We start from the raw sequence: 15,078 nt of genomic DNA, 5'->3' as shown, positions 1-15,078 counted from the left end.
CTCAATCCGATGACACGAGAAGAACGAGTAAAAATATGCGAAACCTGCAAACATTGCCAAAAGGACATAGAGCGAGGAATTTTGTGTGGCCTTACCAATGAATATGCAGATTTTGACGATAAATGCCACTTATACGAACCGAGCGAGAAACAACAAGTAAAAACTCGCGCCAGACGAATTATTGCTAGAATGAAAGAACCTTCTGACAACGGATTATCGTTCGGTGAATGTATTGCTGTTGTTGTAACTTACTTGTTTTGCTTGATAAGTACGCTTGTTGGTGATGAGGCAAAGTCATCAATCGTAATCTTGGCAGTAGGGTTCATGTTGGTAGCATTAATCTGTCTGGATTATTATTACCTTAAGTATAAACGAAAAAAGAAGATATTTGGCGAACTGACGTCATCTGCCATCGAACAAATCATTAAAATCGAAGGTTTCTATCCCTACAAGGAAAACGGGGATATATACTTTAAGTCAGAAAGTATAATCTATCGTATTATGCACGAGGCTCCCAAATTCTCACTGCTTTTACAAAGGCCATTCCAAGGCTATTATAAGATTGCTCTTCTTGCCGCCACCAAGGTTATGAGTAATACCATAGTTGGGAAAATAGAGGTATTGGAACAATCAGGAAAATCGTCACAATTATTCATATCATTTTCTGCCGAGAGTCTTATTCACTACGTGGATGAATTAAGAGTAAACTTTTCTTCCTATTTTGAAATTATAAATATAATGCATGCCCAATTCTTAGATGAATATCACAAACTGGAAGAAGTTGAACAGGCGCATAATCCATTATATGACACAACATTGATTAACTAATTATGAAACCCTACTTACTCCCCATATTCGTCCTGCTGATTGTTGGGTGTGGGAATAGGAATCCAGCGAATATAGTTGTAGAAAATAGAATAAGGCAAACTGAACAAACCGATTCGATTATAGGAGATAGTTATGAACGAGATACTATACAAGGGGATTTTAACGGTGATGGAAAGATCGAATATGCTTACAGCGAATCAAACCCTGCTGAATATTACAGCCTTGATGAAGTAGATGATGGGAAGCTCAATAATATAACATTCAGTAATCCAACAATTCCTGCCATAGAAACTGAATTTCAGATTGAGCGCTTAACCAACGAGGGTGATTTGAATGGTGATGGTACGGATGAAATTGGCTTTATTGAGAGAGCTGTTAGCCGCTTTGTTTTCTATAAGGTATATTCACTTCGTAAGGGAGTGTGGAAAGAAATAGTGAGTGTATATACACATGATGCCTTTTTTGACCCTATAAATGGCGATGCGCCCGATTTAGTAAGGATCGCCCCTAATAAGACAGGGTATGTAATCGTTCAAACGATTGAATGGGACGATGAAACAGAGTGGCACAAAGGGGTTGAAAAATCGGTAAAGATTAAGTGACATATTTTTCAAGGGCTATATAAAATGAACATTTTATAATTGTGTCACAGATGATAAAGAACTGTATACTAATACTTGTTGTTGGCTTAATAATGCTTGGTTGTGGCGATAGACAGGTAAGGCAGATTGAGCAGGTTGGAGAAGATTCAACGGAACTTACAATCAAGACATATTATGATACCATCCATTTTAAGTTTAAGTGGAGAGATGCTGATTCTATCCCTTATTTATTTGGCAAGCCATCAAAAGACAAGATAGCTGAATATCAACGACGATTCGATAGTTTGCATCGTACTGAACGTTACGGTTTCTATGATAGAATCGAATGGTTCCGAGATATACCCCATATCACGGCGGTAAATGATTTTGCTACTTTATGGTTTACGAATAAAACAACGCCTTATCAAGATGATTTAGATATGATTCTTTGGCGTATTAATGAATATTACCCTCTTAATTCTTCTACAACGGAAACAGAAAATTTCCAAAGATTTTCGGAACAAATTGATTCATTATTATCATACTCGCTCGGCTCACAATGGGATGCTAATATACAAGCATGGTTGGCGACCAAATTACATGAATGTAAGGTAGAAATATACAACAATCGACTGTTGGATTGTAGCAATGAGTTTAAGGATATTTTAATTGCAGAACATTGTGCATGGAAAGAATATGAAGAAGCCTTACATGATATATGCGATAAATTAGTTGTCGGGAAACATGGTGGGTCAGGAGCACCACTGGCGTATGGCGAGTTCTTCATTGAAAGCTACGAGCAGAGATTGATTTCATTATTGGATTATTATTTTACTTTGGGTGATTCCAATTATCAGCCGACAGAACGACATAGGTTGATTCCAGATAAAATGGCACATAGAGCATATTCGGATTTCTTTGATGTGATTAATTCAGATTATGAGGAATATAGCGTGGAAGAAAAGCAATGTGCCTTAAAAAATGATATGCGCTTTTGGGATAAATGGATGGCTGAACGTAGAAAAGTATCAGCACAATTACCGATGCCGCTCAAAAAAGTTTATGATAATTGTACGAATAATCTCAAGCGGCGAAAATTGATTCAAATAAAGAGCAGATATTGGGGATATGGAATATGTAGCAGTTTTGAGTTGGATTGTATATTAAAAAAGGATTGCTCTGATGAAGAGCTGTTTAGCTATGATTATCAAATACGATATGATGCTTTGTTAATCAAGTGACATATTTTTCAAGGGCTATATAAAATGAATTTTTTGAAATTACGTCACCAGAATATGAAGAACTACAATGCTAATCCTCGGCCATACGGTCGGGGATTTTTTATTTATAGAAATCAAAGCTACTGAAAATTGATAAAAACGGGAAAGCGGCAGGAGGGGAAAATTTTGCGCCGTTTTTCTGGTCTAAAAATTAGTTTGCGACAATATTGATTATTATGTGTAGAGGTCGTCCAGCACGAAGCAGTCCACACGGTTGCCCGTCAGCGACCCTTCGCGCCCGACGGAGAGCAGTCCGCCCCGGCGGCCGATGATCTCGACCTCGTCGGCCGTGCGGATGTAGCCCGCGGGCTTCGCCCCCTGCTTGATGGCCGTGCCGGGGAAAAAGGCGGCGTACTCCCGCGATTCGAGGATGCGTTGCACGCGGCGGTTGAACTTCGAGGCCAGCGACCCCGAATAGGAGGCGACGGCGACCCGCAGGTCGGGGTCCAGCCCCAGCAGGTAGGCCGGGAGCAGCGTCGTGGCCCCGACGCTCTTGCCGTGCTGCGGCGGCATGGTGACGATCAGCCGCCGGATACGCCCCGCGGCGAAAGCCTCCAGCACGCGGTAATAGGTCCGGTGGAAGGGTTGCAGTTCGAGAAAGGGATAGACGCCGAGGGCGAAGTCGGCGAAGGAGGGAGGCGCGGCGGCCGGCTCTTCGGAATGCGCCGCCTCGGGAAACGCCGTCCCGGAGTTCATAAAAACCTCTGCGGAGGAGTGCCCCGCAGAGGTCGGTTCGGTCTTTTTAACCATGCGTAAAATAATTCGTGAAAGAAAAACCCATGCGCGGCGCCGCGGCGGGCAGGTTTTTTGAGGGTGCACCCCGGCGGCAGCGCCGTGCCGGGAAGGGAGGGGCCGGGGTGCGGGCGGAGCGTCAGAGACACGCCCGCAGTTCGGAGAACGAGAAGTCGTTCAGGACCTCGCCGCCGTCGCCCGCGGTGTGGAACTCCCACCACACGGGCACCAGGTCGGCGATCACGTCCCGGTCGCCTTCGGGCAGGCGCTCGACCCGCCGGTAGACGATCACCGAAGCCGTCAGCCGGCATTCCGTGTCGCCGAAAGCAAACGAGAGCGAACCCGAAAAGTAACTTCCGCCGCCGATGGCCTCCGCCAGACGCGCGGCCACTTCAAGGTAAAGTTCCGTTGATACCGAATAGATCATTGATTATGAATAGTTTTTTGGAAAATGTTTGCAGAAATCGAAATAAATTGTTTAACTTTGTAGCGCAAAGATAAGTTCAATATTTGAATTTCCAATCGAAAAGTTAAAATATTTGATATAAAAAATTCCGATAAGACGGCCATGAACGAACGGGTGAAACTGATACGCAAACAGCTCGGCATGACGCAAGAGCAGCTGGCACAGCGGCTTGGCATCGGCAAAGCGGCGCTTTCGATGATCGAGACCGGCAAGGCGGGGCTCTCGGCCCGCAACCGCAACATACTGGTTCAGGAATTGAACGTGAATCCCGACTGGCTCGAAACCGGCAAGGGCAACATGTTCAACGCCGAACCCGACCTGACGGCCTACATGCACCGCACGGACAATTCGCTGCCGTTGCAGAGCGTGCCGCTCTATTCGATCGAGGGCACGGCGGGGCTGGTGCCGCTCTTCTCCGACCGGACGCAGACCAAACCCGTCAATTTCATCCACATCCCCAACCTCCCGAAATGCGACGGGGCGATCTACATCGTCGGGGATTCGATGTACCCGCTGCTGAAGAGCGGCGACATCGTGCTCTACAAGCAGCTGCACGACATCGACGACATCTTTTGGGGCGACATGTACCTGTTGTCGATCGACATCGACGGCGAGGAGTACGTGACGGTGAAATACATTCAGAAATCCGACCGCGAGGGTTACGTGAAGCTCGTGAGTCAGAACGTGCACCACGCCGACAAGGACGTGGAAATCTCGCGCATCCGCGCCATCGCGCTCGTCAAGGCGAGTATCAGGATGAATTCCATAAGGTAAGGTACGAGCAAAAGAACGGATAAGTGCCATCGGCACACGGCTGAAAAGCGGGAACATACGTGCTTGCACGGCAATGTTCCCGCTTTTCGGTCGTCCCGCTCGCGGTGTTCGTTTTTTTGCCGCCGCCCGCATGGAAAAGGCGATGCGGCGCGAAACGAATGTGGAGCGGAGCAAGCCAACTCGACGCGATTTTTCACTGCCGCCGCCGGGATGGAGTCGCCGAAGCGGCGCGCAATGCAATGAAGCAAAGCGAGGCAAATAAAGTCGCAGCCAATCCGCATGGAAAAGGCGATGCGGCGCGAAACGAATGTGGAGCGGAGCGAGCCAACTCGACGCGATTTTTCACTGCCGCCGCCGGGATGGAGTCGCCGAAGCGGCGCGAAACGAATGCGACGCGAGGCAATTCAGCCCGAAAAAGACCGCCGTCCTATTGCGATTTGCGGACCTCCCCGGTCAGCAGCCAGCAGAAGTCGATTTGGGGGTAACGGCGGCAAATGCGTTCGGCGATCCCGGATTCGAGCGGGGCCTTGCCGGCCTTGATCCGGTAGAGAAGTTCGCTGTCGGGAAGCCCGATTTCACGGGCGAACTCCCCGACCGCAAGCCCCGAGGCGCGCAGCACGAAGCGCAGACGCTCTTCGTCGCGGCGAAAGTCATTGGTGCGGGGACGGCAGGGATGGGTGAAAGAATTCATGGCACGGCGTTTTTACAGCGCGCCCGAAAAACGAACGCGGACTACTGTTACATTATCCCATTGGAGGTTCTGGTAAACCGGAAAAGAGATAAGCACATATAGCCCGCGCCGTTCTGACGTAGGAATCATATCCCGTGCCAGTCCCGGCGCAGGCACGCCGTAACAGCAGGATATGTGCTTGATTACTTTTCCAATGAAATTTACCAGATTTCCAATGTAATCAAGCGGCCCGCTATTGCGGACACGAAACAAAGATATGAAAAAAAACGATCGTGCGCAACTTCGGACCGCATTTTTCCGGCCCACGGACCGGGACCGGACGGAGACAGCAGATAAAATCCGCATTTTGGCAAACCAATTCCGGATTTTTTTCGTATCTTTGCAAGGATGGAATTGGCAAACCAATTTAGACGGCCGACGCCAATCCCAGTCAAACCGAGTGCAACAAACTAAAATTTAGCGACTTATATGAAAACCAACTACGAAATCCGCTATGCGGCGCACCCCCAGGATGCGAAAAGTTACGACACGGCGCGCCTGCGCCGCGATTTCCTGATCGAGAAGGTATTCTCGGCCGACGAGGTCAACATGGTCTACTCGATGTACGACCGGATGATCGTCGGCGGCGCGATGCCCGTCGCCGAGACGCTCCGCCTCGAAGCCATCGACCCGCTGAAAGCCCCCTTCTTCCTCACCCGCCGCGAGATGGGTATTTTCAACGTCGGAGGCCCCGGCGTGGTGAAGGCCGGCGACTCGGTGTTCGAACTCGGCTACAAGGAGGCCCTCTACCTCGGTTCGGGCGACCGCGAGGTGACCTTCGAGAGCAAGGACGCCAAGAATCCCGCGAAATTCTATTTCAACTCCACGACGGCCCACCGCAACTACCCCGACAAGAAGGTCACGAAAGCCGACGCCGTGGTGGCTCACATGGGCTCGCTCGAAGGATCGAACGACCGGAATATCAACAAGATGATCGTCAACCAGGTGCTGCCGACCTGCCAGTTGCAGATGGGCATGACCGAGCTGCTGCCCGGCAGCGTGTGGAACACGATGCCCGCGCACGTGCACTCGCGCCGCATGGAAGCCTATTTCTATTTCGAGGTCCCCGAGGAGCATGCCGTGTGCCACCTGATGGGCGAGGTCGAGGAGACGCGCCACATCTGGATGAAGGGCGACCAGGCCGTGCTGTCGCCCGAATGGTCGATCCACAGCGCCGCAGCGACCCACAACTACACCTTCATCTGGGGCATGGGCGGCGAGAACCTCGACTACAGCGATCAGGATTTCTCGAAGATTACAGATTTAAAATAATCCGTAACCTTCGAAATTAAAAATGAAAAATTAAGAATTAAAAATTATCTATAACATTATGGTAAACTTTTCTTTGGAAGGTAAGGTCGCGCTCGTGACGGGCGCCTCTTACGGCATCGGATTCGCGCTGGCTACGGCTTTCGCACGCCAGGGCGCTAAGATCGTCTTCAACGACATCAAACAGGAGCTGGTGGACAAAGGTCTGGCCGCCTACAAGGCCGAAGGCATCGAGGCCAAAGGCTACGTCTGCGACGTGACCAACGAGGAGCAGGTGAACGCCATGATAGCGCAGATCGAAAAGGAGGTCGGCGTGGTGGACATCCTCGTCAACAACGCCGGCATCATCAAGCGCATCCCGATGGTCGAAATGACCGCCGCGGAGTTCCGCCAGGTGATCGACATCGACCTCAACGGTCCGTTCATCGTCTCGAAGGCCGTCATCCCCTCGATGATCAAGAAGGGCCACGGCAAGATCATCAACATCTGCTCGATGATGTCGGAGCTGGGCCGCGAGACCGTGTCGGCATACGCCGCAGCCAAGGGCGGTCTGAAGATGCTGACCCGCAACATCGCTTCGGAGTACGGCGAGTACAACATCCAGTGCAACGGCATCGGCCCGGGCTACATCGCAACGCCCCAGACCGCTCCTCTGCGCGAGCGTCAGGCCGACGGTTCGCGCCATCCGTTCGACTCGTTCATCGTGGCCAAAACCCCCGCGGCCCGCTGGGGAACGCCCGAAGACCTGATGGGTCCCGCCGTGTTCCTCGCGTCGGACGCCTCGGACTTCGTCAACGGCCACATCCTCTACGTGGACGGCGGCATCCTGGCCTACATCGGCAAACAGCCGCAGTAGGCCGGACTTCCGACCCGACGAAAAAGCCCCGGTTCGATGAGCCGGGGCTTTTCAGTCGAACGAAAGCGCAGAAAAGAATAAATATCCTGTTTACAAGTATTCAATTCTCTTTTTCCGCATATACTCCGAACAATAAAATTGCAAATTCGGGCAGGTTCAACGGTAAGTCGTGCTACTTATCCGTTAACCTGCCCGAAATGCTTTGTTTTGCATTAAAAGATTCGTTTTCAGATTCTTGCACCGAATTTTCGCGTAACAAATAACTTAACGTTACATTTAACCCATCCAAAAAGTACGGCTCTGCAACCGTGATTCATACATTACGACTGAAAAAGTTCGCAATGCCTTCCTCGGTATGGGTGATGACTGCCGCCTGCTGTTACAGCCCTTCGACGAATACCTTGCAGGCTTCCTCAAACATGTGTGCAAAGACCGCACTTGTTCGAGCTATAACGATTACCGCAAATGCCGTAACCGTCTTGCCGCTCTCCTCGAATACGAATCCCGTGTAAAGGATATTCCTTTCAAAGAACTGAAACGGGACTTTGATACCTTTGTCTTCAAGCATAAGGACATCTCCCCATCGTATCGTTGCGCGTCGATGAGCAGGGCCGGAAGATCAGCGACCCGCACGAATACGACCGCTCCATGTCCGTGTTGCGGATTTGTAACCAGAACTGCAAACACGCCAATCGGATTGGATCGATTTGTAACAAGGCTTATCACATCTGTAACAATCGTTATCGAAACGTTGCACACGACAGACTATTTTTGTCATACCAAAATAAATCAACTAATCTGATATGAAGAACAAGTTACTGCTATTCGGGTGTGTCTTTGCCGCCTCGTTCGGGGCATTCGTAGTCGGGCTTAATTTGGGAGGAATTTCCGGAGCGCTCGAATTCATTACCGCCGAGTTCGATCTTTCGGCCATGACCATGGGGCTCGTGACGAGCGCCATTATGATTGGCTGCCTGATAGGAGCATTGCTGGGAGGGCGTTACAGCGATAAATACGGCCGCAAAAACATGCTGGTCATTTCCTCCGTCATATTGACACTGTCGGCCGCCGGATGTGCTTTGGCAAGCAATGCCGCATGGCTGATTGCAGCCCGGTTCCTGGGCGGCTGCGGCATGGGAGTCCTCTCGGCCGTAATACCTATTTATATATCCGAAATATCCCCTGCCAAATGGCGCGGCACGTTCGTTTCGTTTTACCAGTTATTCATCGTTATCGGCATTCTTGCTGCCTATTGCGCCGATTTCGGGATGATTTCGTGGGGAAACAACTGGCGCTGGATGCTCGGATTGCCGTTGTTGTTCGCAGCGGGCAATCTGCTGATGCTGTTGTTTCTACCCGAAAGTCCGCGTTGGCTGATCAGACAAGGGGAATATGAGGCTGCCCGAAAAGCCATCGCCCGCATGGGGATTTCTTCCGAAGATGCGGCAGTCATGCTTGAAACACCGAAATCTTCGCAGAAAGGCGGGCCCAAATTATCCGAATTATTCCGCGGATCGACGGCATACATCGTCCTGCTGGGTTCGTTGCTCGCCGTATTCCAGCAAATCACCGGAATCAACGTTATCATCAATTACGCCCCTGAAATATTGCGGCAGACCGGTATCGGCGGAGATACGGCGCTTATGCAAGCCATCTATGTCGGAATAGTGAACTTTCTGTTCACGATAGTCGCCGTATGGCTGGTGGACCGTCTGGGCCGCAAGAAACTGCTTCTGTGGGGGTGTGCCGGATTGGTCGCATCGCTGGCGTACCTGACCTATGCCTTCGCTCAGCCGCAGCCTGACAGTATCGGGATTCTGATCGCCCTGCTTGTTTACATCGCGTTCTTTGCGGTGTCGCTTTCCCCGCTTATGTTCGTCGTTACAGCCGAAATATATCCCTCGGCCATCCGGGGCACGGCCATGGCGCTTTCAACGGGGATCAGCTGGGCCTGCGCATTTCTGGTCGTGCAGTTCTTTCCCGTCATGTTGGAGAGTTTCGGTGCGGCAATCGTTTTTGCCGGATTCGGACTCCTTTGCTTGGCTGCCTGGCTGTTTATCTGCATCTGGATTCCCGAAACCAAAGGGCGTTCGCTCGAAGAAATTGAAAAACAACTGCTAAAAAAAGAGTAAGATGTATTCCAAACCCCTTGTTATCGGTATCGGCGAATTTCTGTGGGATGTCTTGCCTACTGGCCGCAAAGCCGGAGGAGCCCCCGTGAATTTTGCCTATCACGCCTCGCAGAACGGTGTCGAAGGCTGGGCAGTCAGCGCTGTCGGCAATGACGATGCCGGACGCGATCTGTTGGCGATCACCGACAGTTATGGCATTCGTACGCTTATCGCCACAGTGAATAAACCGACCGGAACCGTCGATGTCGCGCTTTGCGACGGCCAGCCTTCCTACACGATTCACGAACATGTCGCATGGGACTATATTCCGCTCACGGAAGAGATGCTGTCTCTGGCGCACCGAGCCGGTGCCATCTGTTTCGGCACGCTGGCACAGCGCTGTGAAGTTTCGCATCGGACCACCTGCGCCATGGTCGAAGCCGTCCCGGCCGAAGCCTATCGCATATACGATATCAACCTGCGTCAGCATTTCTATTCGAAAGAGCTGATCGACCGGTCGCTCCGTATGGCGAACGTGCTGAAAATAAACGATGACGAACTCGTCCGGTTACAGAAGATGTTCGCGCTTCCGGAAGATACGGACGTTGCATGCCGCAAGTTGGCGGAACAATATGCACTTCGTATGGTCGTGCTTACCGGAGGGGATCGTTTCAGTTCCATCTATACAAGCGATCGCACCTCCGTGCTGCCGACTCCTCGGGTGAAGGTCGTCGATACCGTTGGTGCGGGCGATGCCTTCTCGGGAAGCTTGATCGGAGCATTGCTTACAGGCCGGACGATCGAGGAAGCGCACCGGACGGCCGTTGAAACCGCGGCTTATGTCTGCACCTGCGCAGGCGCATGGCCTCCTCCCCGAAAATAACCCGACCTAAAACCCGAATTTACCATGAAACAACTGACTACGATCTTAATGGCGCTCGGCACCATAGGTTGCGGAACGCACGGCAGTCCCTCGGACGCCGCTTCACAGGTGACGATGGCGTCACTGTTGGATGAAATGATTTCATACGACGCAGTGACCGGTTATCCGGCCGTGGATTACCGTGCGGCTCAGGTCAGCAGCTACGACCGCCGTACCGTTGCCCCTCATGAACCCGGCTGGTTCGCCAACGACGACGGAGCCGGATTCGAACGGCTCGACACGATTCGCGGCCGTGTCGAAAAGGTACTCTTCGATGAAAAGGGGCCCGGGGCCATAACGCGCATCTGGATGACGACCAACGATAAACGGGGAACGCTGCGATTCTATTTCGACGGAGCGGACACGCCAGAAATCGAGATTCCGGCTTATGACATGGCTCGCTTTCCGGCAACTGTCGGTACGGCCCTTTCGCTGACACATACGCATTATGAAGACGAACTTTCCAAAACCGGCGGCAACACGTTCTTTCTGCCCCTGCCCTATGCCCGATCCTGCCGTATCACACTCGAAGAGCCCGACTACACGGTCAAAATACCCCGATACTATCATATCGGATACAGAACCTACGCCAACGGAACGAATGTTCGGACTTTCTCGTTGAGAGAAGTGCGCAAGTTTGCGGACAGGATTGCGGAAGTGAACCGCAAACTGCTGTCACCCGAAACGTATACCGACGGAACGGAGTGTACCCGGACAGTCACCCCGATGTCGAACGGCACCACGTCGCTGCACCTGCCCGACGGAAACAAGGCGATCCGGTCGTTGACCATAACGCTCTCGGAATTCGATCCGGCAGATCTTGCCGAGATCATGCAGCAGACCTGGCTGCGTATCGATTTCGACGGCACACGCTGTGTGTGGTGTCCTTTGGACTGTTTCTTCGGAGCCGGCACCGGTGCACCGGTTTCATCGAACTGGTACGTCTCATCCGACGGCAAAGGCTCCTTTACGAGTCGTTGGGTAATGCCTTATGCGGAACATGCGGACCTGCGTATCGAAAAAAAGACCGATATTCCCTTTACAGCCGTAATCACGGGCTATGTCGATGATTTCGACCGTACAGCGCAGACACTCTATTTCCATGCGACTTACCACGATGAAACGGGTATTCCGGTCAACAATGATTATAATTCGCCGGACAATCTCGACTGGAATTTTACGACCATAACCGGTCGCGGGGTCTATTGCGGCGATGTGCTGTCGCTTTACAACCACTGTCCCGACTGGTACGGTGAGGGCGACGAAAAGATCTGGATCGACAACGATACGTTCCCGTCGTTCATGGGTACTGGAACGGAAGACTATTACAACTGTTCCTGGGCGCCTGTGGTGCCGTTCGCAACGCCGTTCGGCGGCGCTCCCCGGGCCGATGAAACATCGTCGCACGGACACAATACCTTCGTCCGAACCCGCAATCTGGATGTAATGCCTTTCGGGCAACGGTTGCGGTTCGACCTGGAAATGCTGAGCTGGAATCCCGGTGCGGTCGATTACCGGGCAGCAGCTTTCTGGTACGGGACGGCAGCGTCTGCGGCAACGGAGAAAAATTAACCTAAATACCATCAATTATGAAACAACTCTATTTCATGTTATGCATGGCTCTGATGCTGCTGTCCGGCATGCCGGCATCGGCTCAGAAGAGTTACGGCATTTCCGGAAAGGTGACCGATCAGACCGGAAACGGAATTGCCGGGGCATCGGTCATCGTCAAGGGAACTACGACCGGCACCTCGACCGGCAGCGACGGCAGTTACTCGCTGAACATAAAGGACGGGAATGCAACGCTCGTGTGTTCCTTTATCGGCATGAAGAGTGCCGAAGCCTCTGTAAATGGCCGGACAGAAGTGAACTTCACACTCGAAGCCGATGCCATCGGCCTCGAAGAAGTGATTGCGATCGGTTACGGCACGATCCGCAAAGAGGAGATCACCAGTTCGATCACCCGAGTGTCATCCGATGAATTTTTACAGGGCAGCGTCAGCAATCCGCTCCAACTGCTTCAGGGAAAAGTCGCAGGTCTGGGCATTTCCAAAACATCGGGCAATCCCAGCGGCGAGCTGAGCATCATGCTGCGCGGCATTTCGACGCTGGCAGCCTCTTCGGCACCGCTCATCGTGATCGACGGTGTGGCAGGCGGGTCCCTCAACGCCATTTCACCGGAGGACATCGAATCCATCGATGTTTTGAAGGATGGTTCGGCAGCGGCCATCTACGGAACGCGCGGAACGAACGGCGTGATTATCATCAATACCAAACGTCCGCAGTCGGGACGCGTATCGTTGGAATACAAAGGTTATGTCACTATCGACCGAATGCTCGACGAGACCTCCGACTATCCGGATGCCACGGAACTCCGCAGCCTGAAATCCCGGCTTGCAAAAGAAGATTCCCGCTTCGACCTGATCAACGATTTCAAGGGCGACACGGACTGGGTCCGGGAGATTACCCGCACGCCGGTCAGCCAGACGCACTACGTTTCGCTCCAAGGCGGAAATGCCCGGACGAATTACCTCGCCTCGGTAACCTACAACGACAAACAAGGTATCTACAAGGGCTCTTTCGACGAGTCGTTGACCGCCAAACTCAGCATCAACCACGCCATGTTCGACGACCGGCTCAAGATCGCCCTGAATGTCAGTAACAAAATCGTGACACAGGGGATCGTTCCGGACGATCTCTATATGCAGGCGCTCAGCCGGAACCCGACCATCCCGGTCTACAACGCCGACGGCTCCTATTATGAAAACAGCAACGGTGCCAACCCGGTAGGCTTACTGAAAGAGCAGAGCACCGAAAACAAGTACGACCAGCTGATGATGTCGGGACGGATTTCGATCGAGCCGGTCAAGGACCTGACGCTCAGTGCTACGGGTATTTACATGGGCGACTTCAACGATTACGCTTACAGCACGACCCAAAAGCATTATTCATCGACGATGGGCAGCACGCAGGGACAGGCCCGACTCTCCGGGGGCCACGGCGAAGACAAAACACTCGAATTGCAGGCCGACTATTCGCGCAAATTCGACCGCCATACGTTGCAGGCAACCGTCGGATACAGTTACAATGACTATATCCACCAATCTTCCGAAATGTATGCCTACGATTTCCCGATCGACGGATTCGGCGCATGGAATATCGGTTCGGCGAATTCGACGCTCGATGGCACCTCGAAGCTGACCAGCTACAAATACCGGGTCAAGCTGATCGGCTTCTACGGCCGTGTGAACTATAATTTCGACAATAAATACCTTTTTATGGCGAGCCTGCGCCATGAGGGAAGCGATAAGTTCGGAAAGAACAACCGTTGGGGTACTTTCCCGGCCGTAAGTGCCGGATGGCGGATCACGCAGGAAAAGTTCATGCGGGATGTACACTGGGTTTCCGATCTCAAATTACGGATCGGATACGGCATAACCGGCACCGCACCCTCGTCTGCCTACCAATATGTACCGCTATACAACTTCAGTACGGCGTACATGGGATATGACGGAGGTAAATGGGTAAACGGCATCGTCCCGACGAACAACGCGAACGATGATCTGAAATGGGAACGGAAGAAGGAACTTAACGTCGGTCTGGATTTCGCTCTTTTCGACAGTCGGTTCCGGGGCAGTGTCGATTTTTACAACCGTCGCACCGACGACCTGCTCTACACCTACACGGTCCCGACACCTCCCAATATCACCAATTCAATCCTGGCCAACGTGGGTTCGATGCGCAACCAGGGTGTCGAGGTGATGCTTTCCGGCGACCTGATCTCCCGCAAAGATATGGCGCTGTCGCTCAGCGGAAATTTCTCGTACAATAAGAACAAGCTGATCTCTCTTTCCAATGACAGGTACACGATGGAATACCTGACGCTCGGGGCGACCGGGGAGCCCATGCAAACCTATACGCACCGGCTTGAAGACGGTTGGGCCGTCGGCAACTTTTACGGATGGCGTGTCGATGGGCTGAAGAACAGTACGACATGGAATGTTGTCGGAGCCGAGAACTCGGACCCGAGCGAAGACAATAAGACCATTATCGGTAACGGTATGCCTAAAATGTTCGCCGCCTTGCAGGCCGATTATCGCTGGAAGGGACTTGACGTATCGGTGTCCTTTCGCGGAGCCTTCGGCTTCGATATTCTGAACGCCTACCGGATGAAGTATGAAACACTCGCCTGGCTGTCGAGTTTCAACGTGCCGAAGTCGGCTTATCAGAAGGTCGGAGAGTATTACAATTTCGCGCCGTCGATCTATTCGGACCGTTATATCGAGCCGGGCGATTATGTCAAACTCGACAATCTGACCATCGGTTACACATTCGATCTTTCGCAGCGCAACAAGGTGATACGCAGCATCCGGGTCTTCTGTACGGGCATGAACCTGCTTACGATCAGCGGCTATTCCGGCCTGGACCCCGAAGTGGCGATCGTCGGCCTCACACCCGGCGTGGACCCGATCAACAAATACCCTAACCTGCGTTCATACATCATCGGTGCATCGTTCAACTTCTAATGA

General features: G+C 52.0%; 12 protein-coding genes and 2 pseudogenes. 11 read left to right on the top strand and 3 right to left on the bottom strand.

Translation table 11 applies throughout. The features are described from left to right. Positions 1-9 precede the first annotated feature (9 nt). Genes WMO46_RS07915 through WMO46_RS07905 form a run of 3 tightly spaced genes read left to right on the top strand, consistent with a single transcriptional unit; the run spans position 10 to position 2,650 of the window. Complete coding sequence (locus WMO46_RS07915; protein ID WP_177606270.1) at positions 10-828, top strand: hypothetical protein; 819 nt, start codon at positions 10-12, stop codon at positions 826-828. 2 nt (positions 829-830) lie between these two features. Then, positions 831-1,430 carry an FG-GAP repeat domain-containing protein gene (locus WMO46_RS07910; protein ID WP_177606269.1) on the top strand — a complete coding sequence of 200 codons (600 nt, stop codon included), beginning with the start codon at positions 831-833 and terminating at the stop codon, positions 1,428-1,430. A gap of 50 nt (positions 1,431-1,480) precedes the next feature. Further along, positions 1,481-2,650, top strand: coding sequence for a hypothetical protein (locus tag WMO46_RS07905; RefSeq protein ID WP_177606268.1), 1,170 nt, complete (start codon positions 1,481-1,483; stop codon positions 2,648-2,650). 219 nt (positions 2,651-2,869) lie between these two features. Here WMO46_RS07905 and WMO46_RS07900 read toward each other — a convergent pair. Both WMO46_RS07900 and WMO46_RS07895 read right to left on the bottom strand, forming a co-directional pair. Further along, positions 2,870-3,385: pseudogene (locus WMO46_RS07900) on the bottom strand (phage terminase large subunit); the annotation flags it as partial. A gap of 175 nt (positions 3,386-3,560) precedes the next feature. Further along, positions 3,561-3,848 (bottom strand): hypothetical protein, encoded by a 288-nt coding sequence (locus tag WMO46_RS07895; protein WP_019150765.1) that lies wholly within the window; start codon positions 3,846-3,848, stop codon positions 3,561-3,563. A gap of 141 nt (positions 3,849-3,989) precedes the next feature. On the opposite strand from WMO46_RS07895, the gene WMO46_RS07890 reads away from it, so the two are divergent. Further along, positions 3,990-4,661, top strand: a complete 672-nt coding sequence (locus tag WMO46_RS07890) for an XRE family transcriptional regulator (RefSeq protein ID WP_019150766.1) — start codon at positions 3,990-3,992, stop codon at positions 4,659-4,661. A gap of 427 nt (positions 4,662-5,088) precedes the next feature. Here WMO46_RS07890 and WMO46_RS07885 read toward each other — a convergent pair whose 3' ends face one another. Next, positions 5,089-5,352: a hypothetical protein gene (locus tag WMO46_RS07885; protein ID WP_019150767.1), complete on the bottom strand. Its 264-nt coding sequence runs from the start codon at positions 5,350-5,352 to the stop codon at positions 5,089-5,091. 468 nt (positions 5,353-5,820) lie between these two features. Between WMO46_RS07885 and kduI the strand changes: the two genes are divergently transcribed. The 7 genes and pseudogenes from kduI (at position 5,821) to WMO46_RS07850 (ending at position 15,075) form a co-directional block, all read left to right on the top strand. Further along, positions 5,821-6,663, top strand: a complete 843-nt coding sequence (kduI, locus tag WMO46_RS07880) for a 5-dehydro-4-deoxy-D-glucuronate isomerase (RefSeq protein WP_349094148.1) — start codon at positions 5,821-5,823, stop codon at positions 6,661-6,663. A 58-nt stretch (positions 6,664-6,721) separates the two neighbouring features. Beyond that, the gene (locus WMO46_RS07875) at positions 6,722-7,516 is read left to right on the top strand and encodes a gluconate 5-dehydrogenase (RefSeq protein WP_026076543.1); all 795 of its coding nucleotides are present in this window, start codon (positions 6,722-6,724) and stop codon (positions 7,514-7,516) included. A gap of 286 nt (positions 7,517-7,802) precedes the next feature. Further along, a pseudogene (locus tag WMO46_RS07870) lies at positions 7,803-8,063 on the top strand (site-specific integrase); the annotation flags it as partial. Between the two features lie 256 nt (positions 8,064-8,319). Then, positions 8,320-9,648 carry a sugar porter family MFS transporter gene (locus WMO46_RS07865; RefSeq protein ID WP_349094147.1) on the top strand — a complete coding sequence of 443 codons (1,329 nt, stop codon included), beginning with the start codon at positions 8,320-8,322 and terminating at the stop codon, positions 9,646-9,648. A gap of 1 nt (position 9,649) precedes the next feature. Beyond that, complete coding sequence (locus tag WMO46_RS07860) at positions 9,650-10,510, top strand: carbohydrate kinase family protein (protein ID WP_302590007.1); 861 nt, start codon at positions 9,650-9,652, stop codon at positions 10,508-10,510. 24 nt (positions 10,511-10,534) lie between these two features. After that, entirely contained in the window at positions 10,535-12,121 is a 1,587-nt protein-coding gene (locus WMO46_RS07855; RefSeq protein WP_302590009.1) for a glycoside hydrolase family 172 protein, read from the top strand. Between the two features lie 17 nt (positions 12,122-12,138). Beyond that, entirely contained in the window at positions 12,139-15,075 is a 2,937-nt protein-coding gene (locus tag WMO46_RS07850; RefSeq protein WP_278963969.1) for a SusC/RagA family TonB-linked outer membrane protein, read from the top strand. The last annotated feature ends 3 nt before the right edge of the window (positions 15,076-15,078 follow it).

Source organism: Alistipes intestinihominis (assembly GCF_040095975.1).
Taxonomy (GTDB): Bacteria; Bacteroidota; Bacteroidia; order Bacteroidales; family Rikenellaceae; genus Alistipes; species Alistipes senegalensis.
Note: the sequence above shows the minus strand (reverse complement) of the source record. Positions and strands in the feature narration are given on the sequence as shown.

What these genes read in the sequence shown, in the direction of transcription:
- WMO46_RS07915 (WP_177606270.1), top strand. Translation starts at nt 10, where the DNA reads ATGACACGAGAAGAACGAGTAAAAATATGCGAAACCTGCAAACATTGC.
- WMO46_RS07910 (WP_177606269.1), top strand. Translation starts at nt 831, where the DNA reads ATGAAACCCTACTTACTCCCCATATTCGTCCTGCTGATTGTTGGGTGT.
- WMO46_RS07905 (WP_177606268.1), top strand. Translation starts at nt 1,481, where the DNA reads ATGATAAAGAACTGTATACTAATACTTGTTGTTGGCTTAATAATGCTT.
- WMO46_RS07895 (WP_019150765.1), bottom strand. Translation starts at nt 3,848, where the DNA reads ATGATCTATTCGGTATCAACGGAACTTTACCTTGAAGTGGCCGCGCGT.
- WMO46_RS07890 (WP_019150766.1), top strand. Translation starts at nt 3,990, where the DNA reads ATGAACGAACGGGTGAAACTGATACGCAAACAGCTCGGCATGACGCAA.
- WMO46_RS07885 (WP_019150767.1), bottom strand. Translation starts at nt 5,352, where the DNA reads ATGAATTCTTTCACCCATCCCTGCCGTCCCCGCACCAATGACTTTCGC.
- kduI (WP_349094148.1), top strand. Translation starts at nt 5,821, where the DNA reads ATGAAAACCAACTACGAAATCCGCTATGCGGCGCACCCCCAGGATGCG.
- WMO46_RS07875 (WP_026076543.1), top strand. Translation starts at nt 6,722, where the DNA reads ATGGTAAACTTTTCTTTGGAAGGTAAGGTCGCGCTCGTGACGGGCGCC.
- WMO46_RS07865 (WP_349094147.1), top strand. Translation starts at nt 8,320, where the DNA reads ATGAAGAACAAGTTACTGCTATTCGGGTGTGTCTTTGCCGCCTCGTTC.
- WMO46_RS07860 (WP_302590007.1), top strand. Translation starts at nt 9,650, where the DNA reads ATGTATTCCAAACCCCTTGTTATCGGTATCGGCGAATTTCTGTGGGAT.
- WMO46_RS07855 (WP_302590009.1), top strand. Translation starts at nt 10,535, where the DNA reads ATGAAACAACTGACTACGATCTTAATGGCGCTCGGCACCATAGGTTGC.
- WMO46_RS07850 (WP_278963969.1), top strand. Translation starts at nt 12,139, where the DNA reads ATGAAACAACTCTATTTCATGTTATGCATGGCTCTGATGCTGCTGTCC.